Source organism: Shewanella colwelliana (assembly GCF_001735525.1).
In the GTDB taxonomy this organism is placed as follows: Bacteria; Pseudomonadota; Gammaproteobacteria; order Enterobacterales; family Shewanellaceae; genus Shewanella; species Shewanella colwelliana.
In genome coordinates, this window is sequence record NZ_MCBT01000018.1 from 188,766 (window position 1) to 214,423 (window position 25,658).

The 25,658-nt window shown below is 45.2% G+C and carries 22 protein-coding genes; 7 read left to right on the forward strand and 15 right to left on the reverse strand.

Annotation, left to right across the window (positions count from 1 at the left end; genetic code table 11):
• Positions 1–19 precede the first annotated feature (19 nt).
• The 7 genes from bamB to rlmN all read right to left on the reverse strand — a co-directional run bounded on the left by bamB (position 20) and on the right by rlmN (position 7,336).
• Positions 20–1,207 (reverse strand): outer membrane protein assembly factor BamB, encoded by a 1,188-nt coding sequence (gene bamB / locus BEL05_RS07565; protein ID WP_028765250.1) that lies wholly within the window; start codon positions 1,205–1,207, stop codon positions 20–22.
• Between the two features lie 11 nt (positions 1,208–1,218).
• On the reverse strand, positions 1,219–1,842 hold the full coding sequence (locus BEL05_RS07570; RefSeq protein ID WP_028765251.1) for a tetratricopeptide repeat protein: 624 nt from the start codon (positions 1,840–1,842) through the stop codon (positions 1,219–1,221).
• A 15-nt stretch (positions 1,843–1,857) separates the two neighbouring features.
• On the reverse strand, positions 1,858–3,129 hold the full coding sequence (gene hisS, locus BEL05_RS07575; protein WP_028765252.1) for a histidine--tRNA ligase: 1,272 nt from the start codon (positions 3,127–3,129) through the stop codon (positions 1,858–1,860).
• A 153-nt stretch (positions 3,130–3,282) separates the two neighbouring features.
• Positions 3,283–4,398: a flavodoxin-dependent (E)-4-hydroxy-3-methylbut-2-enyl-diphosphate synthase gene (gene ispG / locus BEL05_RS07580; protein ID WP_028765253.1), complete on the reverse strand. Its 1,116-nt coding sequence runs from the start codon at positions 4,396–4,398 to the stop codon at positions 3,283–3,285.
• A gap of 19 nt (positions 4,399–4,417) precedes the next feature.
• Entirely contained in the window at positions 4,418–5,395 is a 978-nt protein-coding gene (locus BEL05_RS07585; RefSeq protein WP_069670795.1) for a RodZ domain-containing protein, read from the reverse strand.
• Positions 5,395–6,183, reverse strand: coding sequence for a type IV pilus biogenesis/stability protein PilW (gene pilW / locus BEL05_RS07590; protein WP_028765255.1), 789 nt, complete (start codon positions 6,181–6,183; stop codon positions 5,395–5,397). Before pilW ends, BEL05_RS07585 begins: the two co-directional genes overlap by 1 nt.
• A gap of 31 nt (positions 6,184–6,214) precedes the next feature.
• On the reverse strand, positions 6,215–7,336 hold the full coding sequence (gene rlmN, locus BEL05_RS07595; RefSeq protein WP_069670796.1) for a dual-specificity RNA methyltransferase RlmN: 1,122 nt from the start codon (positions 7,334–7,336) through the stop codon (positions 6,215–6,217).
• A 145-nt stretch (positions 7,337–7,481) separates the two neighbouring features.
• On the opposite strand from rlmN, the gene BEL05_RS07600 reads away from it, so the two are divergent.
• Complete coding sequence (locus BEL05_RS07600) at positions 7,482–8,600, forward strand: CNNM domain-containing protein (protein WP_069670797.1); 1,119 nt, start codon at positions 7,482–7,484, stop codon at positions 8,598–8,600.
• Positions 8,601–8,692: 92 nt separating this feature from the next.
• Positions 8,693–10,432, forward strand: a complete 1,740-nt coding sequence (locus BEL05_RS07605) for a bifunctional metallophosphatase/5'-nucleotidase (protein ID WP_069670798.1) — start codon at positions 8,693–8,695, stop codon at positions 10,430–10,432.
• A 30-nt stretch (positions 10,433–10,462) separates the two neighbouring features.
• Here the strand turns inward: BEL05_RS07605 and BEL05_RS07610 are convergent, their stop codons facing one another.
• The 3 genes from BEL05_RS07610 to BEL05_RS07620 form a co-directional block, all read right to left on the reverse strand.
• Complete coding sequence (locus BEL05_RS07610) at positions 10,463–10,879, reverse strand: GNAT family N-acetyltransferase (RefSeq protein ID WP_342671957.1); 417 nt, start codon at positions 10,877–10,879, stop codon at positions 10,463–10,465.
• 220 nt (positions 10,880–11,099) lie between these two features.
• Positions 11,100–11,402: a hypothetical protein gene (locus tag BEL05_RS07615; RefSeq protein ID WP_028765259.1), complete on the reverse strand. Its 303-nt coding sequence runs from the start codon at positions 11,400–11,402 to the stop codon at positions 11,100–11,102.
• Between the two features lie 132 nt (positions 11,403–11,534).
• A complete protein-coding gene (locus tag BEL05_RS07620) occupies positions 11,535–11,753 on the reverse strand; it encodes a DUF3820 family protein (protein ID WP_028765260.1) in 219 nt (72 codons plus the stop codon).
• A 515-nt stretch (positions 11,754–12,268) separates the two neighbouring features.
• On the opposite strand from BEL05_RS07620, the gene BEL05_RS07625 reads away from it, so the two are divergent.
• From BEL05_RS07625 to BEL05_RS07640, 4 genes are all read left to right on the forward strand, one after another.
• Positions 12,269–13,012, forward strand: a complete 744-nt coding sequence (locus BEL05_RS07625) for an AAA family ATPase (RefSeq protein ID WP_069670800.1) — start codon at positions 12,269–12,271, stop codon at positions 13,010–13,012.
• Positions 12,972–13,400, forward strand: a complete 429-nt coding sequence (locus tag BEL05_RS07630; RefSeq protein WP_069670801.1) for a CopG family transcriptional regulator — start codon at positions 12,972–12,974, stop codon at positions 13,398–13,400. The genes BEL05_RS07625 and BEL05_RS07630 overlap by 41 nt, the downstream gene beginning before the upstream one ends.
• 220 nt (positions 13,401–13,620) lie before the next feature.
• The gene (locus BEL05_RS07635; protein ID WP_069670802.1) at positions 13,621–14,445 is read left to right on the forward strand and encodes a M90 family metallopeptidase; all 825 of its coding nucleotides are present in this window, start codon (positions 13,621–13,623) and stop codon (positions 14,443–14,445) included.
• 14 nt (positions 14,446–14,459) lie between these two features.
• Positions 14,460–14,939 (forward strand): nuclear transport factor 2 family protein, encoded by a 480-nt coding sequence (locus BEL05_RS07640; RefSeq protein ID WP_069670803.1) that lies wholly within the window; start codon positions 14,460–14,462, stop codon positions 14,937–14,939.
• 20 nt (positions 14,940–14,959) lie between these two features.
• Here BEL05_RS07640 and BEL05_RS07645 read toward each other — a convergent pair whose 3' ends face one another.
• The 5 genes from BEL05_RS07645 to BEL05_RS07665 all read right to left on the reverse strand — a co-directional run bounded on the left by BEL05_RS07645 (position 14,960) and on the right by BEL05_RS07665 (position 24,317).
• Complete coding sequence (locus tag BEL05_RS07645) at positions 14,960–16,414, reverse strand: HDOD domain-containing protein (protein ID WP_069670804.1); 1,455 nt, start codon at positions 16,412–16,414, stop codon at positions 14,960–14,962.
• A 405-nt stretch (positions 16,415–16,819) separates the two neighbouring features.
• Positions 16,820–18,145: an isocitrate lyase gene (gene aceA, locus BEL05_RS07650; RefSeq protein ID WP_028765266.1), complete on the reverse strand. Its 1,326-nt coding sequence runs from the start codon at positions 18,143–18,145 to the stop codon at positions 16,820–16,822.
• Between the two features lie 127 nt (positions 18,146–18,272).
• On the reverse strand, positions 18,273–19,901 hold the full coding sequence (gene aceB / locus BEL05_RS07655; protein ID WP_069670805.1) for a malate synthase A: 1,629 nt from the start codon (positions 19,899–19,901) through the stop codon (positions 18,273–18,275).
• A 1,042-nt stretch (positions 19,902–20,943) separates the two neighbouring features.
• Positions 20,944–22,056, reverse strand: coding sequence for a PepSY-associated TM helix domain-containing protein (locus BEL05_RS07660; protein ID WP_069670806.1), 1,113 nt, complete (start codon positions 22,054–22,056; stop codon positions 20,944–20,946).
• 104 nt (positions 22,057–22,160) lie between these two features.
• Complete coding sequence (locus BEL05_RS07665) at positions 22,161–24,317, reverse strand: TonB-dependent siderophore receptor (RefSeq protein WP_069670807.1); 2,157 nt, start codon at positions 24,315–24,317, stop codon at positions 22,161–22,163.
• Between the two features lie 377 nt (positions 24,318–24,694).
• Between BEL05_RS07665 and BEL05_RS07670 the strand changes: the two genes are divergently transcribed.
• A complete protein-coding gene (locus tag BEL05_RS07670; protein WP_028765270.1) occupies positions 24,695–25,549 on the forward strand; it encodes a PA4780 family RIO1-like protein kinase in 855 nt (284 codons plus the stop codon).
• Positions 25,550–25,658 lie beyond the last annotated feature (109 nt).

Genomic DNA, 25,658 nt, shown 5'->3' on the forward strand with positions numbered 1-25,658 from the left:
ATAAACTATTTAGTGCGCCTTATGGAAGCGTTATTCTAGCGACCTTGCCACCACGCGTCTGTACATAGATTTTATCATCTATTACTAGCGGCTGGCTAAATAATCCTGAACTATCCACTTGAACACGCCCAGCTATCTTACCATCTGCACGATTAATAAAGTGCAGATAACCTTCAAAGTCACCGACAACAATATAATCTTTATATACCGCGGGTGAAGTAAGGTTACGATTGGTCAGGTCACCATTGCTCCAAGACTCTAAACCACTGCGGCGATCTACTGAGTAGATTCGGCTGTGGTCATCGACTAAGAACAGGTTTAACCCTGATGACGCTAACTCATTAAAGCTAGAGTATTTACGGGTCCAAACGACACGGCCGCTGCGCAGTTCCATCGACACTAAGTTACCGTTGTAACTCACCGCATAAAGGTTTTCACCAATGATCAACGGTTGCATATCGACGTCGGCCATACGCGTAAACTCATTGCCACCGGTTGGAGTGTAAATCGCTTGCTCCCAGGCAGCTTGACCATTGCTCTTAATCACAACAGCCACTTTACCGTCAGCAGTACCCACGAAGAAGCCACCAGCTTCATATACGGCAGAGCCTGTACCTCGCAGTGTTAGCGTCGGTAGCTTACTCTCATAAGTCCATAGCTTCTCGCCGTCTTCCACACTGTAGGCTTCTAAGTTACCGGCACTGGTATTGACCACCACCACATCTTCACCCACAGTAGGCGAAGATAACAACTCGCCTCCCGCTACAACATGCCACTTGGCTTCGCCAGTTTCAGCATCTAACGCGCCAAACAAGCCACTTTCGCCACCAACAAAGACCATGTTACGCGCCGCTGTCACACCAGCAGCTAAACGGGCACCTTTGTTTTTAGACAGTAAACTCTGTTTAAACTCGCCACTGATGTCTTTTTTCCAAACTTCTTTGCCGGTTTCTTCGTCAAACGCGATGATCTCGCCATAACGATCGACAACATAAAGCTTACCGTAGCGCACAGTAGGACGCAGACCTGAGTAATAATCACCCACTCCGCTACCGACATTGGCACTCCAGCTTACTTGTGGAAAGACACTTGCCTCAATTTGCGGCAACGGACTAATCGGTTCTTCCTCTACATCACTAGAAGAACACGCCGACAGCAAACCAATGCTCAATCCACATGCGAGTAACGTTTTGCACCAAGACTTCATGGGCAGCATCCTTATGCCTTATTCAAATTATCAAGCTTCATTTGAAGTGCTGGGCTAGCCGTAGCGCCACCATTTTCAATGGCTGATTGGTAGGCACTCTTGGCCTTATCAGCCTCGCCTTGGCGCACTAAGAAGTCACCTTTTAGTTCATCACGTTGCACATTAAATGCTGGCACAGTGATTTGATCTAATGTCGCTATTGCTGTGGCAAATTGCCCTTGCTCAGCTTGAACACGAGCTAGACGCAATGTGGCTACCGCAACTAATCCTTCATCGGCTTTGGCAGCAATAACGCTGGTCAACGCTTGCTCTGCTTTAGCGAGATCACCGCTTTCAACAGCCGCTTTAGCCACGATAAGTTCAAGCAGTGCTTGATAACCTTGCTGGCTGCCATGATCTTTAGCAAAACTCTCAGCTGCCGCTAACATGCTGGTATCAGATTTAACTGAATTGCTCATGGCTTGAAAACTTTCAGAGGCCGCTTCCGATTGCGCGACTTTATAATCTGAATAGTAGTTCCAGCTATATAAACCACCTAAGCCGACGACGGCACCAATAACGATAGAGCTGCCATAGTCTTTCCAAAACTGTTTGATAGCATCAACTTGTTGTTCTTCTGTGCTATAAATTTCCACTGTAATTCTTCCTCTTTAAATCAGTTCCGCAATGTAAGTTGCTAATGAATCACGTGCAACCAATTCTTGTTCTTTATCTTCACGCAGATACTTTAAAGCAACTTGGTTATTAGCCAGTTCATTTTCGCCAATAACGATAGCAAGTTTTGCTCCGCTCTTATCGGCACGCTTCATCTGCTTTTTAAAGTTACCGCCACCGCAGTGACTCATGACCTTAAGTCCTGGCACGTCACGTAAAGTTTGAGCAATCTTAATCGCTTCAACGCGACAAGAGTCTCCCATAGCTGTGACATAGATGTCTACAGCGCCGGCAACATCTTCGGTTAACGCTAAGGTTTCTAGCATTAATACGATACGCTCAAGCCCCATGGCAAAACCAACAGCAGGCGTATCTTTACCGCCAAGCTGACCCACAAGGCCATCATAACGACCACCGGCCAATACCGTGCCTTGTGCACCGAGACTGTCTGTCACCCACTCGAAAACGGTACGGTTATAATAATCTAAACCACGCACTAAGCGAGGGTTAACCGTGTATTGGATACCCACAGCGTCAAGTAGTTCACATAAATGTGAAAAATGCGCCTTACTCTCATCACCTAAGTAATCCATTAACTCTGGCGCGTCAGCTAACAATGCCTGTACGTCTGGGTTTTTGGTGTCTAATACACGCAGCGGGTTAGTGTACATGCGGCGCTGAGAATCTTCATCAAGCTGCTCTTTAAACTGCTCTAAAAACGCAATAAGGGCATCACGGTAATTTGCACGTTCAGCAGGGTCACCTAAGGTGTTTAGCTCAAGTTTGACATGCTCAGTGATCCCAAGCTTTTGCCACAAACGTGCTGACATCATTAGCACTTCAGCATCGACATCGGCGCTGCCGATACCGTAAACCTCAACACCAAACTGGTGGAATTGACGGTAGCGGCCTTTTTGTGGACGTTCATGGCGAAACATAGGTCCCATGTACCACAAACGCTGCTCCTGGTTATAGAGCAAACCATGTTCGTTACCAGCACGTACCGTTGATGCAGTGCCCTCTGGGCGCAGCGTCAACAAGTCACCATTGCGATCGGCAAAAGTGTACATCTCTTTTTCAACGATATCGGTGACTTCACCAATAGAGCGTTTAAATAGATCCGTGCTTTCAACAATCGGCGTGCGAATTTCGCTGTATCCATAAGCGGCAACGGTATCACGTAGGACTGCTTCTAATTTTTGCCATAAAGGGCTTTGGGTTGGCAGAATGTCGTTCATTCCGCGTATTGCTTGGATCTGTTTTGCCACTGTGTCAACTCATTCGAATTAGGTATAAAAATAAAAAAAGCGCCTCGCATTATAGGCGCAACAAGAATAAACGCAAAACTGACGATTAGCGCCAGTGAACTGCACCACAACTTGGCTTATTAACCAGTTGAAATGGCGCAGTGGTTCACCCTTTTACTTTGTAATATCTTTGCTTGGGATTCTCGCTTCCATCACCGCCACCTTTGCGCGGATTCTGGCTTCGAGCTGTTCAACAATATGTTCATTATCGAAGCGTGCTTTTTGGCGCACGCCATCATCATAGTAACCACTCTTACGGTTGCCGCCTGTAAGGCCGATATCTGACACTAAGGCTTCACCGGGACCATTGACGACACAACCAATAATCGATACATCCATCGGGGTCACAACATCTTCTAATCGTTGCTCAAGTTCATTTACCGTTGAGATCACATCGAACTCTTGGCGCGAGCATGATGGGCAAGCGATAAAGTTAATCCCACGAGAACGAATACGTAGCGACTTTAAGATATCAAAACCCACTTTAATCTCTTCGACAGGATCGGCGGCTAGCGAGATGCGCAGTGTGTCACCAATCCCTTCAGCCAATAACATGCCCAATCCTACAGCTGACTTAACCGAGCCCGCACGCGCGCCACCAGCTTCAGTGATCCCCAAGTGCAGCGGTTGCTTAATCTGTTTCGCTAGCAAACGATAGGATTCGACCGCTAAAAAGACATCCGATGCCTTAACGCTCACTTTGAATTGATCGAAGTTCAAACGGTCAAGAATATCCACATGACGCATTGCAGACTCTAACAAAGCCTCTGGCGTAGGTTCCTTATATTTGTCCATTAGTTCTTTCTCTAATGAACCACCGTTAACCCCAATACGGATCGGGATATTGTTATCACGAGCACACTCGACCACACTACGGATACGCTCTTCATTACCAATATTACCTGGGTTAATCCGTAAACAATCCACCCCATATTCAGCCACTTTAAGGGCAATACGGTAGTCAAAATGGATATCGGCAATCAGGGGAATATTGGTTTGCTGTTTAATCAGTTTAAACGCTTCTGCTGCATCCATCGTTGGTACCGATACACGCACAAGATCGGCACCGACCTTTTCTAAAGCGCGGATCTGCGCAACGGTCGCTTCAACATCAGTAGTGCGAGTATTCGTCATCGATTGCACCGCAATCGGTGCGCCATCGCCAATGGGCACATCACCTACATAAATACGGGTCGATGGACGTCTAATAATGGGGGACTCGTTGTACATCTTAATTCACTCTTCTACTTCAAAGATTGACTGGACTTGATAGTGTCAGTCTGGCGACTTTGCCGCTGGGATACTTACCTAAATCGACATCTTGGCCATTGATAGACAACGCGACGGATTGAGGTGCTCCCAATATAACCTTAAATGGCTCCTGACCAAAGACATTGAGCTCTTTACCAGCCACCTTTAACCCATTCACTAAGGTCTTGCCGTCCGCATCTGTGACCTTTATCCAGCAGTCGCTGCTTAACCGGATAGCAATGGCTGTTTGCGCCGCGGCAGTATCCTCAGTTGTAACCTCGGTATCAGTAGCGGAGACTTGCGCTAATCTTGCCTCGGGAAGTTCTGTTGTAGTACTATCCTGCGGCGCACTGTCGGTATCAATTAATGATAATACTGAAGGGTTTACATTGGCACGTGACACAGGTTCAATACCCGTCGCAGCCTGCGCATCTGCGCTATGGATTGCAGCATTAGGGTCGCCGGCATTGACGTCCACATCCGAAGAAATGTCAGCCACCTCTTCCACTGTCAATGTCGACAAGTCAATCCCCGACATCAACTCAGACTTCTGAACCCACCACAACACCAGTAAAGCAAGCAAAGTGAAGACGATGAAATAAGTCACCATCATTAATCGACCATCACGCGCCTGACGCGTCGTTTTACGCGAAAAACTCTGCATGGTGGGTGAACTTGCCACCGGAAAATACTCGGTCAAACACCGCTCTACAATCGCCTTATCTAGCTCCACAACACGGGCATAATTTTTGATATAACCTTTGACGTAGGTGGCTGAGGCAATATTTTCAAAGTTGTCGGCTTCAATATCTTCAATAATGGATGGACGCAGGTGCAGTTGCTCAGCGATCTGCGCAATACTACTTCCCCGCTGCTCGCGAGCGTCTTTGAGTAACTGACCTAATTTAGGTGTAGGTGCCTCATCCTTGTTACTTGATGCTTCATCCTTGAGCATATCGGTTTGATTTTCAGTCATTAGTGCATACTTGCTCGATATTGCTTAGCCTCGTATGAAGCAGGAAACTTGGCGAGTAACAATATGCCAAACTTTCTTACTGCATCACTATCATTAAGACCTTGCTCAATTTTAATTCCCAACGCTAAACTTTGGGCTGATTCAGGCACCACTCTGTGATAACGTGCCAGGCCAGCTTTGGCTGCCGAATAGTTACCCAGTTCAAGTTCAATCTCAGAGATCTCAATTAATGAAGTCGCCCGTCGAGGGTCATAATTGAGGGCCATACCAAAATAGCGTTGTGCTTTTTGTAAGTCGCCCGATTTACGGCTACAAATACCTAGGTTTTCATAGCTCGATGCTGAGCGGGTGTATTTAGGCATCTTAACCGCTTTAAGAAACATCTCTTCGGCTTGGTCATACTTTTCTTGTTGACACAAAAACACACCAAAATTATTCATGGAATCGCCAGTGGCATCACTGGCATTAATCGCATCACGGTAGGATTTCTCTGTTAGCTCTATTTCGCCAACAGATTGATAATAATAAGCTAATGCGACATGTACATCTTCAAGATTTGGCGCAAATTCCAATGCCTTATCAAGGTTGTACTTTGCCTGCTCACTGTTACCTTTTTTCAAATAGGTCAAACCAAGCTGTACTCGCTGACGGGCAGCGGTAACATTATCGAAGGCACGCTCGGTCACAGGCACATCGGTGCCACTGTATGTTCGCTCGGTAACACACCCCGACACCATGATTGATGTCAGGATTAAAAGAATCGAAAATTTTGGCTTTTGGTGCATCATGGCAAGCCTATCTCGTAGCAGATACAATAAGTTACTTTATTGTGACTGAAATCTGGCTATCTTGCATGCGTTTTTTCGCTAAACGTTTTGTTCTGTCACGGATATCCCCTGCTAACTGGCCACAGGCGGCATCGATATCATCACCACGAGTCTTACGCACTATCACTGTAAGGCCATATTCCATCAACACTTTAGAGAATCTGTCGATACGCGAATTAGATGAACGCCCGTATGGTGAACCTGGGTATGGATTAAACGGGATAAGATTAACCTTGCAGGGTGTGTCTTTCATCAGCTTAGCCAACTCATGCGCCTGATCAGTACTGTCGTTGATGTGGTCAAGCATCACGTACTCAACCGTTACCCGGCCACGGTTAGCGTTAGACTTCGCAATATAACGACGTATGCCAGCCAAGAAATCTTCAAGCGGGTATTTCTTGTTTACTGGAACCAAGACATCACGCAGTTCATCATTTGGCGCATGGATACTGACCGCTAAGGCCACATCTAAACTGTCACCTAAAATATCTAGTGCTGGCACAACCCCAGAGGTAGACACAGTTACGCGGCGTTTCGATAGACTAAAACCAAAATCATCCAACATGATATCGATAGCGGGAATCACATTCTTTAGATTCAGCAGAGGCTCACCCATCCCCATCATCACCACATTGGTGATTGGACGATCGCCAGTCTCTTTTTGAAATCCAAGAAAATGAGAGACGCGCCATATTTGGCCGACAATCTCAGATACCGTTAGGTTGCGGTTAAAGCCTTGCTGCGCCGTAGAGCAGAAGGTACATTCCAGCGCACAACCCACTTGCGATGAGACACACAAAGTGGCTCTATCTTCTTCAGGAATATAAACCGTTTCAACTTCTTGCCCTTGGCCGACATTAATCGCGAACTTAATGGTGCCGTCGGTAGACTTTTGATAGCTGGAAATCTCTGGCGCGACAATTTCACAACGCGCCGCAAGTTTAGCTCGCAATGCTTTGTTTATATTTGTCATCTGTTCAAAGTCACTTACGCCAAAATGGTAAAGCCACTTCATCAATTGATCGGCACGAAATGGCTTTTCACCCATTTCGGAAAATAGCGCTCTTAACCCTTTACGGTCTAGATCCAATAAATTGATCTTTTTCTCACTCATTTTGACTAACCTCAACACCAAATCCTGCTACAGGGCGGCGAATTATACAGATATCAATAAATTTTAGCCAGCAACGAAATAGACTATGGTAGAATTCCTCCCGAGCTAATGTTGGCTCGTTACTCGGAGTTATTTTACCTCCCCCATGATAACCCTTATTGTTATTATCCTAGTCTCTATTGGTGTCTCGTTCCTGTGTAGTGTGTTTGAAGCCGTACTTCTATCGGTCACTCCAAGCTATATCGCTAATTTACAAGAAACTAATCCAGCTGCAGCAGATCGCCTGAGTCGACAAAAAGAGAATGTTGAATCACCTTTGGTGTCAATTCTTACCCTTAATACCATCGCTCATACTGTCGGTGCCGCCGTTGCTGGTGCGCAAGCCGCCAAAGTGTTTGGTGATGATATGTTGGGACTATTCTCCGGTGTTTTAACTTTCTTAATCCTATTCTTCTCGGAAATTATTCCGAAAACACTCGGTGCAAATTACTGGCGTAGCCTCGCCCCAACCGTATCGGTTGCACTAATGTGGATGGAGCGTCTTACTAAGCCATTAATCTGGATGTCACAACAGGTAACCAAAAAGTTAGGCAAAGGGGATGAAGGCCAATATATTCGCCAAGAGCTGAGTGCTATGGCAAAAATAGGTCATGAATCTGGCGAACTTGATGAGCAAGAATCTAAGATTCTAACGCAGATGTTATCGGTAAAAGAGATGCCCGTAACGGCCATCATGACACCGAGAACGGTCATGTTTAGCTTGCCTTGTGAATTAACTCAAGAAGAGTTTGCTAATAAACATAAGGGCACTCCCTTCACCCGAATTCCGATTTTCGAGCAAGATCGCGATAACATAATCGGTTACATCAACCGTAATGATATCTTGCTAGCCGAACGTAATACGCCGTTAGAGCCGATCCTCAAGCTTAAACGTAACTTAGTTATCGTCCCCGAAACAGCAAAAATATTACCCCTGTTTCAATTGATGATTAAGCGCAACACCAAGATCGCCATGGTGGTTGACGAATACGGTAGTAATCAAGGCGTTGTGACCCTTGAAGATATCATTGAGTCCTTACTTGGACTCGAAATTGTAGACAGTAACGACCCTGTCACCGATATGCAGCAGCTGGCCCGTAAGTTATGGCAGCGACGCATGACGCACAAAGGGATTCGTCTTTCTGATGAAGGTTCGGGTGATGACGAAACTGACTTACCAATCCCTGGAAGTGTCAGCCAATCGAGTGAGTCACACATCAAATAGGTGATGGAATGCGATTAAAAGGGAAGCGTCGGCTTCCCTTTTTCATTTCTGGCTACCAATGCTATACTCCTCGGTCGACGAAAGAGGCCTACATGACAGTCAGATATACCTTAAAACTTGCTCACATTAACGATACCCACTCACACTTCGAGCCGACACGCGTTCAATTTAAGCTCCAGCATCAAGGTAAAACCTATGACATTAATAGTCACAGTGGGGGTTATGCGCGTATCAGTTACCAGGTAGAACAAGCGCGGGCAGAAGCCGCTCAAAATGGGCAATCATTTCTGTTTCTCCATGGTGGCGACAGCTTTCAAGGGACGCTTTACTTCAGCGAGTTCAAAGGCGCAGCGAATGCAGACCTCCTTAACCGTTTAAAGCCTGACGCTATGGTATTAGGTAATCATGAGATAGATGCAGGCAATGAACCGGTTAAAAACTTTCTCGACAATATCGGTTTTCCGCTACTAGCGGGCAATATGGATCTCAGTCAAGAGATTGCCAACAAGCCAGGAAGACTAGCTGGACACCATAATCTTCTCGATTACAACAGTGACACTCAAACGGCAAAGGTATTGATAAAGTCTATCGGTGATAAACCCTTAGCGATTATTGGTATCACCTTAGAGCAGATGAAAGAGATTGCACGCCCTGATGATGACACTCATTTTGTCAATGCAGTGACCACGACTGCCAATACCATCCAGGCCCTGCACCAGCAAGGCGTTAGACATATAGTGGTACTCAGTCACCTAGGTTGGGAGATGGACAAACAACTGGCCCAGCAAGTGTCTGGTATCAGCGTCATCGTTGGCGGGCATTCACACACACTGCAAGGTGAATTCAATCACCTAGGCATGAGTGCCCTCCCCTATGGTGAAGCGGTCAATGGGACACCGATTTTACATGCAGGCAAATATGCCGAAACCATAGGGCTGTGTAACCTTGAGTTTACCGCAGATGGCAAGCTTATTTCGCTTGATGGTCACAACTACTTTATGCTCGACCAACACCTGCTGATTGAAACTAATGAGCCAATTGATGCGGCAACCTACCAGGCATTAACCCAAGCGATACATGCCCATAAAGGCATACTTGGCGATGAGCACGATGAAACAATTGCACAGGTTATCGAACATAAATATCATCCAGCTATCAAGGCCTTAGAACATCAAGTCTTGGCCTTTATTCCTAAAAACTTAGTACATACACGCTTGCCAAGCAAAGCGCTACCACACGGTAGCGAGATAGCCCCTTGGGTGTGTAAAAGCATTTACCACGAAACTAAACGCTTGCATGATAAGGTTGATTTTGCCCTGCACAACGCTGGCGGCGTGCGTCAGTCATTAAACAAAGGACCACTGACGATGGCCGATGTATTAGGGCGACTGCTACCGTTTGATCTGCCTTTGGTGAAATATCGTATCAAAGGTAAACACCTATACCAGGCCATTGAATCAGCCATCAACTCAGCGACCAATAACAGTATCACAGGTACAGGTGCAGGCAGTTTCCCCTATACCTACGGGCTTAAATATTACTATGATGGCCGTCAAAGTGTCGGCAAGCGAGTGATAAAACTCGAGGTCCTATCGCACCAGTCTGGTACAGAAGTTTGGCAACACGTTGAGTTAGAAAAGCACTATTTTGGTGTATCTTCAGCATATACAGCATCAGGAAAAGAGGGTTATCAAGCGCTACAGCAAGCCGATTGGCAGACCGCTATTGCCACGCTAACACTCCCACAGGCGTTTATTCGTTTTATGGAGCGAGAGCAGGGACTGATGGGCGATATTGAGCCACAAGTAAGTTATACCAGTCACTTATATTAATCAGCTTTCAGTGGCTGATAGTATCATCGCTTAATCGACAAGCGCTTTAGTCAGGTAGAAACTCTGAAGAATTTGGCCTCGTTTCTCCTGATAGCTCTTATGCTTGAGGGTAAAGCCATGAGTTAAAAAAAGTGATTTTGACAGCTTGGAGGCATCAACATAGAGGTGCGATATACCCTGCTTTTGTGCCCACGCCTCCATCGTTAAATAAAGCGATGTAGCTACCCTTTTGCCTTGATAGGCAGGCAATACATAGAGGCTATCGATATAGCCTCTATGTTGGAAATGCGTCTCGAGATTAATGAAGCCGACACATTTATCAAGGCCATTTAGCGACAGAGAATCATCAACGACTAACCAAGCTTGAGTGCGGCTCATGCGCTTATGCCAATGATACGCTGAGCGAGGTGCAAATGACCAAGCTTGCTTCTGCTCAATGGGATACATAGTCTCGGGAATATGCTCAATAGCATGATGAAATATCAGGCTTACCTGCGCTGCAAACTTTGACTCATATGGGATGACTGATAATATGCTGATGCACTTTCCTTAGGTGGTTACCAAGCCCAAAAACTAAAATAGCGCTGATAATGACTTATCAACGCTACATCTAACTTTACTCTTACCGTTAAAAAGACTAACAGGAGAGTAGCAGTTATTAAATCGATTACTTCTTATCGATACGACCAACAAATAGTAGCTCATCGAAAGTACGATCGAGTGTCTTGCTGGTAAAATCGTTCATCCACATCTGCTCTTGAACAACAACCGTATCGCCTTTTTTCACTTCCACTTGTGGGCCAGCAGCCCAAAATGTCTTATCTGACTCTTTGATTTGAACATAAGTGTACCCACCACCGTTCATCGTATCGACAACAGTACCCTCATGAACAACACCAGCAGCCCATGCACTAGAGATACCTAGCGCTAATGTGGCAACAGCGGCCAAGCGAACAAGTTTAGCTAACATTGCAAATCCTTAAGTATTTAACATTACCAGACCATTAAACCATGTGATCGACAATAAATCTTCAATGAATATCAGTAAATCTGCAACCAATGAAGCAGAGTTAGATCAAGCTCTCATAACTGAGTTTCTCCGCTAACCCTTGGGAACTAATAATGGTTTTAGCATCCCTTCTAGCCCGTTAAGCTTTATCTCGTACATCAATGCAAGTTGCTGACCCAACTTTCCCTGCGGAAACCCTTTGCTATGAAACCAAACTAAATAGGGTTCAGGAAGTTCTAACAGCTTACGACCGGCATATTTACCAAACGGCATCGTTTGATTAATAGCCTCAACCAAGAGTTTTTCATCCATTGCATTATCCAATTAATCTAGGCACTCACCTTAAGGCGACTATTGAAACATAAAGTAAAAATCAAGCCTAGTCATTCACACTCCCAAAGCGTCAGTGGCTGATGAACAATAAATATATATACGTAATTGAAATATAAAAAAACAAATATATACCCAAAGTAAATATAAATAGTGATAAAACCTAATTGATGACAAGCCTAATCCACCTAACTCATCATAAAAAACTAAATCACCAAACCTAAACCCATGATTAACAAGGCAATAACAACTTAAGCCTCACAAGATAGCCTCTAGCGTCAACAATCTGCCAAACTGGGCAAGAAGTCAATAAAATGACAAGTGCCACAATACAAAAAAACGTCAAAATTCATACGGTTGACTGACATATAATAAACACCTAAATTGAAGCTATGACCTATATCGGGTGAAAAGTTTCGGCGGTATTACACAAAACTTTCTGCCCAAAAAGATCGAATAGATAACATCGGCAATCACTACAGTCGAGAGGAATAACAATGATCATTCTAGTTGGCGGTGAAAAAGGGGGCAGTGGTAAAAGCTGTCTGGCTCAAAACATAGCAGTATTCTTGACTATCGAGTCTGGAGCATCGGTGATCATGGTCGACTGCGACCCACAACGTACCACGTCAGATTGGATTCAAGCTCGTAATAACAACAGCGCACTCGCAGGTATTAACTGTGTGCAGCTTTACGGAAAAATCCGCAATGACCTTTTAAGTCTAGAACAGCATTACGACTATGTGATTGTTGATTGTGGTGGCCAAGATAATCTCGCTCTGCGTGCAACCATGTCAGTCGCCTCACACGTATTGATGCCGCTTAGGCCTAAGCGTCGCGACCTAAAAACGGTCAGCCACATGGATGATATTGTTGCAACCTGTATGATGATTAATCCAAAAATGCGCGCATCTTTTGTGATTACTCAATGCCCAAGCTTGCCCAATCAGGTCAACCGTATCATTGAAGCAAAAGAGGTATGCAGAACCTACGATATCAATGTACTCGATGCCATCACTTATAGCCGTAACATCTACGATGACAGTGAAGAGTCGGGTTTATCAGTGATTGAAATCCAGCCCAAAGGGAAAGCCGCAGAAGAGATGCGTAATATCGCCTGTGAACTGCTCCAAGCTGCAAATGCCACAGAAATTCGTAATCGTCTTGCCGAAAAACAGATGAATCAGCTAAGGGGTAATTATGGGACTGGCCGATCTCAAGAAAAACTCTACGCAGTCTAGCGCACAACGCAGCGGCCAACGACCGCTGCAAATGTCGCTCGATGCGCTGATCGAAGACTTTATCGATGATGCTACCCACTATGCAGCGGGTCAATCTGAGCAGGTGCAAAGAATGGCACAGGTTATCGAACTGGAAACAGGATTTTCTGGCCTGTTCGATAAAGAAAGTACGCCTGTTAAGGCGCAACAAAAAGTGGTACCCAAAGGAAATATGCCTTATCGCAAGGCCACCTTTACCCTCAGTGAGTCTGCTATCGCTCATTTAGCTGAGTTGGCCAGTGGTTGCGATATTGCTAAATCAAAATTGATCAGGTTTTTAATTGAGCATCACTACTCGCTGTCTGATGCTGAACGATCACAGAAGGAACGCTCAATTTTAGTGGATTAAACCTATATGCGCGGTAGTGATATCCCCACTATCGCGTTCACATTATCAACACCCTTTCTCCCACCCTTTTACTGGCAGCAGATTGACCGTTTTCCCTTTATTTTTCGCTGCCAGATTTTTTCTATCACTCCCTAACCTCTTTCATCTGTGATAATAATCACACTATTGAGTTGAAAAAGAACTCGCGTCCCCTCATATAAAATATAAAGAGGAGCACCCTATGCTGGCTATTTTCATCGTAACCTTAGTAAGCCTTATAGCCATTGCCTATATCGGCTTTAAACCTCGCTATGTGCAATACAAACGTCGACAGATTGCCAAGCAAGCCTTTCCAAGCCAGTGGCGTCAAATCTTAAAGCGGCGCATGCCCTTCTTTCGCGCACTACCAACCGATCTACAACTGCAACTAAAAAAGCAGATAAAGATATTCCTAGCCGAAAAGCAGTTTATCGGTTGCCAAGGATTAACGATTACCGATGAGATCAGGGTCACCATCGCGGCGCAAGCGTGTTTGCTACTACTCAATCGCCACACCAACTATTACCCCAAGCTCAAACAGATTTTGGTCTATCCATCACTATTTATTGTTAACAACCAACAACAGAATGCTGATGGTGTGATTTGGGAACGCCAGCATCTGTTATCCGGTGAATCATGGGAATATGGTAAAGTGGTTTTGTCTTGGCACACCGCCGTCGAAGATGCCGCAGAGCCTTACGACGGTCACAATGTCGTCATTCATGAGTTTGCCCATCAACTCGACCAAGAAGATGGCCACTCGAATGGTGCTCCTATTTTAGAGAATCATAAGGACTATGCCGCTTGGTCAGCCGTGATGAACCAAGAGTTTGCCGCACTTCAAGCCTGCGCCAGGCAGCAACTGCCATCAATCTTTAACTACTATGGCGCCACCAACCCAGCCGAATTTTTTGCCGTGATCACCGAAACTTTTTTTGAAAAACCACATCAATTCTATGAGCACCACCAAGCGCTCTACCAGCAGATGAGTCACTTTTTTAAACTAGATCCAGTAAACTGGCAATAAAATGAGGAGTTTTCATGTCAGGATTAATAATTAAAAAATGGTTCACTGCCATCGTCGTAACCATGCTGTTGGGTCTCTCTAGTGTACATGCAGACGAGCAAGCACCCGCGGCTCAAGTACTCGACAACCTGCATCAATACGCTGCTGTTGCGGATTGGGATAACTATTTTGCACTCTATACAGAAGATGCCATTTTCATTGGTACCGATGCCACCGAATACTGGGATATGACGCAATTTGAAGCCTACTCTCGCCCCACCAAAGGGTGGAGATATGAGCTAGTAGATCGAAAAATCGTCCAGCATGGCAATGTCATCGTGTTCGACGAACTGCTAGACAATCGTGCATATGGGGTGAGTCGGGGGACGGGCACATTATTGCTAACTGAACAGGGCTGGAAGATAGCTCAATATCACCTGAGCTTTCCGATCCCCAATAAGATTGCAAAAAAGATCACTAATCAGATTAAAGCCGTAAAAAAAGACAAACCATAACAGGCGTCTACCCATCTCAATCAATGACTCACAGAGAGGCAAACATTCGTTAACTGAGAGAAATGGGTGAATCGCTCAAAGTCATCTGCACTAATGACTCGCTCTGAGCTATGTCTATCGGCGTAGAGTACGCCGATAACCTTGTTTTCAATAATCAGCGGCGCCAGCATAAACCCAGTTGATGAGGTATATTTTACGATATCGCTATCCAAATATAGACGCCACTTTTCAGAACTTGGTTTTTCAATAAAGAGTGGCTGTCTAAGCTCTATGGCTTCAGAAAATACAGTCTTGGCCGATTGTAGCTCGACAATAAACTCGTTTTTCATTATTTCACCGTTATCGCCTAACACAACCCTAGGCTGCAAGCGTTTACGATTAGGTGATAACAACATCACACCGCAGCGGTCCATGCCGATTCCATCAAGCACCCCCTCTAATGTAATGGTGATCACCTCATTGAAATTAGCCCGCTTAATGGCGCAATCCGTTAAGTCTCTGAGTTTTTTAAGTTGCAAAGTGACATTAGGGCTACGTATGGCAACAACCTCTTCAGGGGCAACCTCCAGCGTCAGTTTTTCAGTACTTGGAAGAAATGACACCAATACTTTAGCACCATAGGTGTCGGCAAGTGCTTTCGTTGCCTTACTACAGCGGATCATCTGCCCTTTGAATTCATCAACCTCAAGGCCCAACATATCTGCGGCTTGTTTTATCCGATGATTAAGCTCCACCACATCACAGGGCTCTTGCACCATCAGTTCACTAATTTTGTTGGCCAAAAATATTGAACGGATCTCTGGTGTTCGCTCATTCGGGTTAGACAGGGATTTGACCAGTACATCACCTAAGCCCCAGCTGCGTGCAATACCCATAGTTAACTGGGTAAAAGAAGCCCCTAACTGTTCACGAATAACACTATTGCCATCTTTACCATTATCTTCCCGTAAGCGGGCATCGAGTTGTTCTGTTGCCTCGCCGCCCATACTCCAAAAAGCACTTTCTCCTAGGTGATAGAGTAAAGCCGCGATGAAGACCTCTTCTTGCAAATCTTCATCATGATCTTTCAGCATCATCTTGGCTAACATCGCCGCTTGAAACGCCCTTGCCATAAGCGTCAGCAGTCGATGATAAACGCTTTCAGACAACCCTTTATTTTCAAGTAGGCTACTTAACAGTTTTGCAGTAATACAGATATTACGAATGGTATCAAAACCTAACACAACCGCTGCGCGGCTGACGGTAGTGACCTGTGAAATGCCTTTGTTATAAATGGCACTGTTAGCCACTTTAAGAATACGAGAGGTGAGCGCATTATCGTGCATAACACTGCGGCCTAATATGGCTAAGGATGACACGTCGTCCTTAGCCAGCTTTTCCAGTGACTTAACCGTTGAGCTTAATGCGGGCATCTCCTGTTCACTGATCCGTTTAGTCCAGTAATCTGCGCCCTTAGCCTGATTTGCAGCCTTCAAATTATTCTTTACTCTTAATGACAAAATGTTGTTAGACGTCAAGATTATAACGCCACACTTTAGCTGTAGTATAGGCAGAAAATTCGGCTACATAATCTAAAGTTCGCTCTATGCTCAAAATTAAAACCAAAGAGAAAGCGATTAGCAGCATTTTTGACGCCAAGGAATAGCTATGCTATCGGCGTCGTTAGCAAATACTAAACAAAAAAAAGCGGCTCAAGAGGGCCGCTAAGACAAGCAAAATTGATAATAACGCTAAAAGGAAAGAAAAACCTCGCATTGCACGTAGGAACACAATGCGAGGAACAACCGCTGCCAACACGCAGCAAGTCGAAAGGGTTTTACCAATCACCTAAGTCACATCATCAGCTAACTCATGTGATTGGTAGCAAACAAAACGGTGGATTAAAACTGCTCTTCTTCGGTTGAACCAGTCAGTGCAGTCACTGATGATTCACCGCCTTGAATCACATTAGTTACCTTATCGAAGTAACCTGTACCCACCTCTTGCTGGTGCGCCACAAAGGTATATCCTTTCTTGGCAGCAGCAAACTCAACTTCTTGAACTTTCTCGACATAATGCTTCATACCTTCGCCGCGAGCATAGTCGTAAGCCAAATCGAACATGTTGTACCACATGTTGTGAATACCCGCTAAGGTGATGAACTGGTACTTGTAGCCCATGTCAGACAAAGCTTGCTGGAAGCGTGCAATCGTCGCATCGTCCAAGTTCTTCTTCCAGTTAAATGAAGGTGAGCAGTTATATGCTAATAACTGATCTGGGTACTGAGCGTGGATAGCTTCAGCAAAGCGACGCGCTTCTTCTAGGTCAGGCTTAGCCGTTTCACACCAGATAAGATCCGCATATGGCGCGTAAGCTAGGCCGCGAGAGATGGCTTGGTCTAGACCAGCGTTAACACGGTAGAAGCCTTCTGAAGTGCGCTCTCCGGTAACAAAGTCACGGTCATATGGATCACAATCAGATGTCAGTAGGTCAGCTGCGTTCGCATCGGTACGTGCAATCACTAAGGTTTCAACACCACTGACGTCTGCCGCAAGACGCGCCGAGACCAACTTCTGAACCGCTTCTTGTGTTGGTACAAGTACTTTACCGCCCATATGGCCACACTTCTTAACCGACGCAAGCTGGTCTTCAAAGTGAACACCTGCAGCACCAGCGTCAATCATATTTTTCATTAGCTCATAGGCATTCAATACGCCACCAAAGCCCGCTTCAGCATCGGCAACGATTGGCAGGAAATAATCAGTGTAACCCTCATCTTCAGGATTGACTTCATTACTCCACTGAATTTGGTCTGCACGACGGAATGAGTTGTTAATGCGCTGCACAACCGCTGGAACTGAGTTGGCAGGGTAAAGCGACTGATCGGGGTACATGGTGCCAGCAAGGTTCGCGTCTGCTGCCACCTGCCATCCTGATAGGTACACAGCTTCGATACCGGCTTTAGCTTGCTGTACCGCTTGACCACCAGTTAGCGCGCCTAGGGAGTTAACATAGCCTTTTTTAGCGCCACCATTCACTAATTCCCATAACTTTGCAGCACCTTTGGTGGCAATCGTATTCTCAGGCACAATTGAACCGCGTAAGGCGACTACTTCTTCTGCCGAGTATGGACGGCGAACGCCAGCCCAACGTGGATTCTCAGCCCAATCCTTCTTAATCGCATCAATCTGCTCTTGACGTGAAATTTGTGTAGTTGCCTTAGTCATAATCATCTCCATCTGTGTGTTAGGATTCGGCGTCCCTAATTACCGCACGTCATTAAGGACACCAAATTTTACTGTGGGTAAACCTTTACCCTTAAAAATCAATAGGTGTAGTTGTTCAATACTGGGATTAATCTGCCTGAGTTAAAATCTCGTACCCAGGTAAGGTCAGGAAGTCAACCAGCTCATCAGAGGTGGTGATCTGCTCAAGCAAGACTGCTGCTCGGGTGTAACTTCCATGGGTAAACCTGTCTGGACCTACCTCAAGCTTCACGTTGGCAAGTTCTTCAACCAACATCTCTTTAAACAAGGCTTTAGTGACCAATTTACCATTTGAAAGCTTCTGTTCATGCTGTATCCACTGCCAGATAGACGTTCGTGAGATCTCAGCGGTCGCGGCATCTTCCATCAAGCCATAAATCGGTACGCAGCCATTGCCGTTAATCCATGCCTCGATATACTGCAGCGCAATACGGATATTCAGTCGCATGCCCGATTCAGTGCGCTCACCTTCACAAGGCATCAGCAGATCTCGAGCCAGTATCGGCGCATCAACATCACGAGTGATATGCAACTGATTGACATGGTCCTCACCGATATACTCGTTAAAAATTCCCATTGCCGTGTCGGCAAGGCCTGGATGAGCCACCCAAGTACCATCATGTCCATTACGCGCTTCAAGTTCCTTATCACCGCGTACTTTGGTCAATACCGCTTCGTTCTGCGCCGCGTCTTTAGCCGGAATAAAGGCCGCCATTCCGCCCATGGCTAACGCACCGCGCTTGTGACAGGTCTTCACTAATAAGCGTGAATAGGCACTCAAAAATGGCTTATCCATGGTAACCGCTTGCCTATCAGGTAAGATTCTGTCGTTATGCTTTTTCAAAGTTTTGATATAGCTAAAGATATAATCCCAGCGACCACAGTTAAGCGCGACGATATTTGAGCGTAATTCATAGAGGATCTCCTCCATCTCAAATACTGCAGGCAACGTCTCAATCAAGCAGGTACATTTAATCGTGCCAGGGGTTAGACAAAAACGCTCTTCCACAAAAGCAAACACCCTTGCCCACCAGCGCGCTTCAATATGGCTCTCTAACTTGGGAATATAAAAATAAGGTCCACTGCCTTTGGCAAGCAGCTGGCGATAGTTATGGTAAAAATAGATACAAAAATCGAACAGTGCGCCAGGTATCGTTTCACCATTAAACTCAACGTGCTTCTCTATAAGATGCAATCCACGAACCCGTGCAATCAACACCGCTGGGTCCTCGTTAAGCGCGTAGTGCTTACCCGTCCCAGGTGCCGTAAACTCAATGTCGCCACGTACAGCGTCACGTAGGTTATTTTGGCCTTCGATCACTTTTTCCCAGCTTGGCGCTAAAGAATCTTCAAAGTCAGCCATAAACACTTTTACATTGGCGTTAAGTGCATTGATGATCATCTTGCGATCAACCGGACCGGTTATCTCTACACGCCTATCGGTTAAATCCTCAGGAATGCCACGAATTTGCCAATCACCATCTCTAATTGCTCTGGTCTGTGGTAAAAAGTCAGGCAATGCGCCAGCATCAATCAATGCCTGCTTTGCCTTACGAGCCTCTAGTAGACTTGGGACTTCATGTGCGAACTCACGACATAAGACATCCAGTAAGCTGAGCGCACCTTCATTCAGCACAATATCTTGGCCAGCAATATATTCACCTGTTATGCGAATACCAGTATCAGTCTGGTCCTTATTTAGTACTTGTTCAGTCATCCTGATAACCCCCAAGGCTTTCCTACGTAATGTATCGATTCCGTCTTAGTTGCTCATTAACCACTAAGACTGAGTGTTGGTTTGTCTCTGCGGTACTGCTGATGCTTGCATGCCATATCGCTAAGCGTTCAGATGTACGTTTTGAACAAAACCTACTAACAAAAGATTGTATTTGCAACAATCCAACTGGTTAAACACTCGCCAACAAACAGCTGAAAACCACAGAAGAAATTGGTAATACCAACATATAAAACACATAATAAATAATTGAATTCAAACTGTTTAAATGCAAACCAAGCTGATAACCAAGGATGGAATATCAAAGTTGTCAGACAAATTGACCAAATAACTTGACGTGTAATTTATAACGATATTTAATTACACCACGTAAACTAAAAGTTACAGTAAAAACTGTCTTTTGATATCTAGTAAACTCAAGCTTACGTTTCGATTGACGCTCCACGTAAAGCTATTAATTGTTTAAAATACAATGCATTATAAGTACCTCAACAAACATCACTTTCAAACAACTGTTTTAATTTTACCTTTACGTAAAGGTAAGGCCGCTATACCAAAAGGCTGAGTAACAAATCGGTAACGTATCTCGATCAACATCACAAAAAATATTGGTTATAAGCAAAAATAAATGAAAAAAAATCGTTTTATTTGCATAGGTAACTGCAAAACAGCAAATTTCTTGGTTTGAAACGCATTTTGGATATCACAGCCAAAATTAACGCACTAGCGACTAAAGCAGTCATCAGCGCGCTATCAAATAACAGAAATCGGTCAGAGTGTCGCCAGCTAGCATCGAATGAACAGCGGTGATCGACAACCGAGGGGTCGGAGCCTTTGTAAGTTCAACAGTAAATAGAATGGCAGTAAGCAGTATAAGAGGCAGCTGCTAGGGATATCATCGCGTCGTGCCCTAGAATAGCCCTAGCAGAGAAGCTGTTGAGATATCTATGTCCATCAGTCTTAAAAGGTGATCGACCCAGTTATCCCCGCTATAAACCTATGGGTAAAACAATTGGGGGACAGATCATCTGAACAATAGCGAGCGACGCTCAGAATTGGGAGTACGCCTAGATTGCCGACGGCGAAACCAGTAAAGATATCCACCAGTTAGTGCTAACAATAGCGGCATCAGTCCCAGCAAGCACCATAGAATACGCGTTAACAGCCCACCAAAATAACCAAAGTGAAGTTTTCGAAAGCTGTCTAAGAATACCGTCAACCAATCAGCATCACGAATATCTTGTTTCTGTATCATCAGTCCGTTGGTCTTATCGAAACTTACCATACTGGCATATTCGCTGTGCAGCGGGTTACTACTCTGTACCTGGCCATAAAAAGTAATATCTCGCTCAGGCTCATGGGGCATCGCTAAATAGCCAGCCTGAAAACCGTCTATTTCGAGTGATGCTTGTTGACGCAAAACTTCAAAGGAGATATCTGGACGATATAACGGTGCACTGATCAGGTAATGCTCGCCGTCACCGTGCGCATCCATTTCATGTAGTATGCCGGCTATATTCCAATAAGCGCCCGTAAATGACACTATAATGAGCACTGGCGAACTAACGATACCAACTAACTTATGCAAATCACTGAACAACACTCGTTTAGCGGCGTGAAGTCGCAAAGTAAAGAGCTTACGCCAAAACTTACGATATAAAATGATCCCACTCACCCCAAGAAACAACATGATTAACGCACTAACGAAACCTATGGTGGCCCCCTTTACATGCCATAAAAATGAGTAATGAAGTTCTAGTAGCCAATCTGTTAAGTAGTGCCCCATCGGCACTGGCGAAGATAGCAGCTCTGCTGAGTACTGATTGATATAAACCTTGTACCAATCATCAGTCCCACGCTGAATTAAGTAAGCGGCATCTGATCGCTGTTTATCATCAAACAGCTCCCACCCTCCTAGCTCAAACTCGCTATTGGCGTTAAGTGTAGCGTGCATCAAGGTATCTAAGGCCAATCGAGGGGCTTGCGAAACGACATCCACTTGCATATGTTCAGGCCTAAGCCAACTATCTAGCTCCACCTTGAACACTAAAATGCTGCCAGTAATAGATATTAGCATCAATGGCAACATGGCAATTAAGGCACTATATGAATGCCATTTTATTAGTCTCTTTCTCATTATTTTTTCATCTGCAAACAGCCATAATCGCTGACCTAAAATTAACTAATCCTTTGCTAGCACTGCTCCCCAGAGGCAGGTCACAGTGCTATCAAGTCAATGTGTTACATCTTCAAGGTAATCGTGGCGCTATAATTAGCTGGTGCGCCATAGAAGCCCTGAGCCCAATATAAACTGGTGAGGTATTTCTCATCGGTCACATTGTTGGCGTTAACACTCACACCAAGGTTTTCGTTAAACTGGTACTTAGCCATCAGATCAATAATCCCATAGGCCTTTTGCTCGGTGACTATGGTTTCACCAGCATGGGCAAATCCATCGCCAACCACACCTTGTTCGCGAGAGATACTGTCTTGCCAGCGCATATTGACCCCAACACTGAAGCCATCGATAGCTCTAAAATCATAGGTCGCCGCCAGTTTAAACAGTTTATTCGGTGTATAGGCTGCCACCTTGTCATCCCCTTCTATATCGAAATCGGTGTAACCAATGCTGGCATTTAGGCCGGGATAGAGCTCACCTGCAATATCAATTTCAAACCCTTGGCTACTAATCCCCTCCGCCCCAATATAACGCTGTTCTGTGGGCGGTAATTCACTGGTACGCGGGTCAGGTTTGGCAAGGTTGGTCTGTTGTATGTCAAAATAGGCCAAACTAGCCAGCAACCTGCCGTCAAATAGCTCACTCTTAATGCCCACCTCACGACTTTCGCCAGTGACGGGATTAAGCATATTGTCATTAATATCCAACTCTTTTTGTGCCAAAAAGGTTTCGGTGTAGCTTGCATAGGCGACCAACTCTGGCATCAGACGATAGACCATTCCTAAATAGGGGATAAACTGGCTATCCTCAACATCTTGCTCCTTACCATAGGACTCCCCTTTTGCCTGCCAATGGTTGTACCGTCCCCCCGCAATGACATGCAGATCATCGACTAGATTAAATCGCCCTGTAACGTAGGCTGCCTTTTGTTCACGTTCTACATCGCTGCCGCGTAATCCATCTTTAAAGATGGGTTTAGGGGTGTTGCCATCCCACAGTTTAAGATCCGGCATTGCAGGAAAGCCATTACCTGTCGTGTTGTCATACAAAGAGCTGTCGGTATAGCGTAATTTGGCATAATTAACGCCCGTCACGATTTGATGTTCGCGGCCAAACAACTCGAAGTCACCGTTGATGTAGAGATCAGCCAAGTCATGCTTATCATCAAGATCATATTCGCTGCCATAACCTGTAGTCCCTAGGCCTGTTGCTCTGTCTGGCGTACCGTAAACATAGAAAAGTTCGGTATCTTCATCGGTAGTCTTATGGGAGTAGGTTGCACGCAGTCGCCAGTCATCGGCAAAGTAATGGCTTAATTCAAGCACTGTGTTGTTTTTTACCACTTTCCAGTTGGACCAATCAGCTGATGTATTGGTACTGCGGTCGTAGTCAGTCGCGCTACCATCAGTATAAAAGAGTGGCAAAGCGCCCCAGTTATTGCCTTTGGCGTCGTTATTAATGTAGCTATGGCTGAGTGATAAGCTGGTTTCGTCAGTTAAATTAGCCTCAACAAACAGGTAAAACACATTCTTATCTGTCGAATATCTGTCTAAGTATGCGTCTTTGCGCTGAGTGACAGCCACAGCCCTCGCGGCAAAGGTGTCATTGATACGCGCTGTTCCGTCGGCTTGTAAGCGCATATTATCAAAACTACCGTAACTAGCATTCAGACTTAGCGCGTTGCTGGCCATTGGTCGTTTACGAATAAAGTTGACCGTGGCTGAGGGGTTTCCTACCCCTGTCATCAGGCCGTTAGCCCCGCGAATGACCTCAATGCGGTCGTAAATAGCGGTATCCTCATCAGCGTGATTATTTCCCGATGTTAGCGGCAAGCCAATACCATCCACTTGGAAGTTAGTCACGTCAAAACCACGGGCGGTATAATAAGTACGGTCGGTTTCAATACGCTCAACATTGATACCGGTAGCACTGTCTAGTGCCGCATTGATATCCGTTAGTTGAAAGTCTCGTAGCTGAGCATCAGTGATCACTGAGACCGACTGAGGAATATCACTAATAGCTAAATCTAAACGAGATGCGCCGCTTACTGAATGGGCATTATAGCCGTCAATATAACGACCTCTCACCTCAATGGTTTCTATTTTTTGAGCACGTTCAGACTCAATAATATTGGTATCAGACTCGGCTAAAACCTTGTTATTGATATTTAGTGAGCATAATAATGCTACGCAGATTGGGCTAAGTTTTACGGTTTTCATATTCATCATCTTTAAAGCCAAGGTAAGCCTCAACGGCCTACGACCATTAGAAGTGCTGTGAACACAGGGGTTAATATCTGCTATGGATAATAAATAAAACACAACAAATGTAAATGAGAATAGATATCATTTACATTTGTTGTAATGTAAATGTTGAGACCGATATGGAGATAAGTAACATCCCCTCTCCATCATCAAGTGCAGAGACGAGCAAAGTCATCGAGATAGAGGTGGTACTCGGTCAATGATAGGGCAAGGTGTTTTCATGCCAACCTAAACGCTCACAGCACGACCACACGGTTATACTGATTGCGATAAAGTTAAATTTTGCCCTGCAATAGGTACCATCCTGCGGCCAAGTAAGGTATAACGGCGCAATGAAAACTCCCAAACGTATACAACCACTGGTTGATGATGGTCTCATTGACGAAGTGATTAGCCAGCTCATGAGTGGCAAAGAAGCTACCGTCTACATGGTTCGCAGCGGCAATGAGATCCGCTGTGCCAAAGTGTATAAAGAGGCAATTAAACGTAGCTTCAAAAAAGCGGCGCAATATCAAGAAGGTAGAAAAAGCCGCAATAGTCGTCGCAGTCGCGCTATGGAAAAAGGCTCAAGTTACGGCCGTGAGCAGCAAGAACACGCTTGGCAAAATGCTGAAGTTGACGCCCTGTACAAGTGCGCCAATGCGGGGATCCGAGTCCCTACTCCCTTTGGCTGCTTTGATGGCGTTCTGCTGATGGAGCTGATCACAGACAGCCAAGGTGATGTCGCACCGCGGCTAAATGATATCGAACTGAGCGCCGAACAAGCCCTAGCTGATCACGCCACTATGATGCGGTCTATAACAAAAATGCTTTGCGTCGGTATTGTTCATGGCGATCTGTCTGAGTTTAATGTACTACTCGATGAAAATGGCCCTGTCATTATCGACCTTCCCCAAGCCGTCGATGCCTCAGCCAACAACAATGCCAAAGCGATGCTCGCGCGGGATGTGAATAATATGACCCATTACTATGCGCAATTTGCTCCAGAGCTAAAACAGACTCACTATGCAAAAGAGATGTGGAGTCTGTATGAAAAAGGTAAGCTCTTTCCCGAGACCGAACTCACAGGTGAGTTTATCGAAGATACAACGAGCGCCGATGTTGTATCGATACTCGAAGAGATCCAGGCTGCATTTGATGAAGAACAAGAACGCCGTGAACGAATCAATGAAGCAAATGAGTTATGATATAAGCCCCAGATTATAGTAATCAGCCAGTAATATTGATGGAGTGTCCAATAAGGGCAACCTCCATCTATCTCCCTCCCTCCTCACAAGTTAGCCATGAGATTCTGCA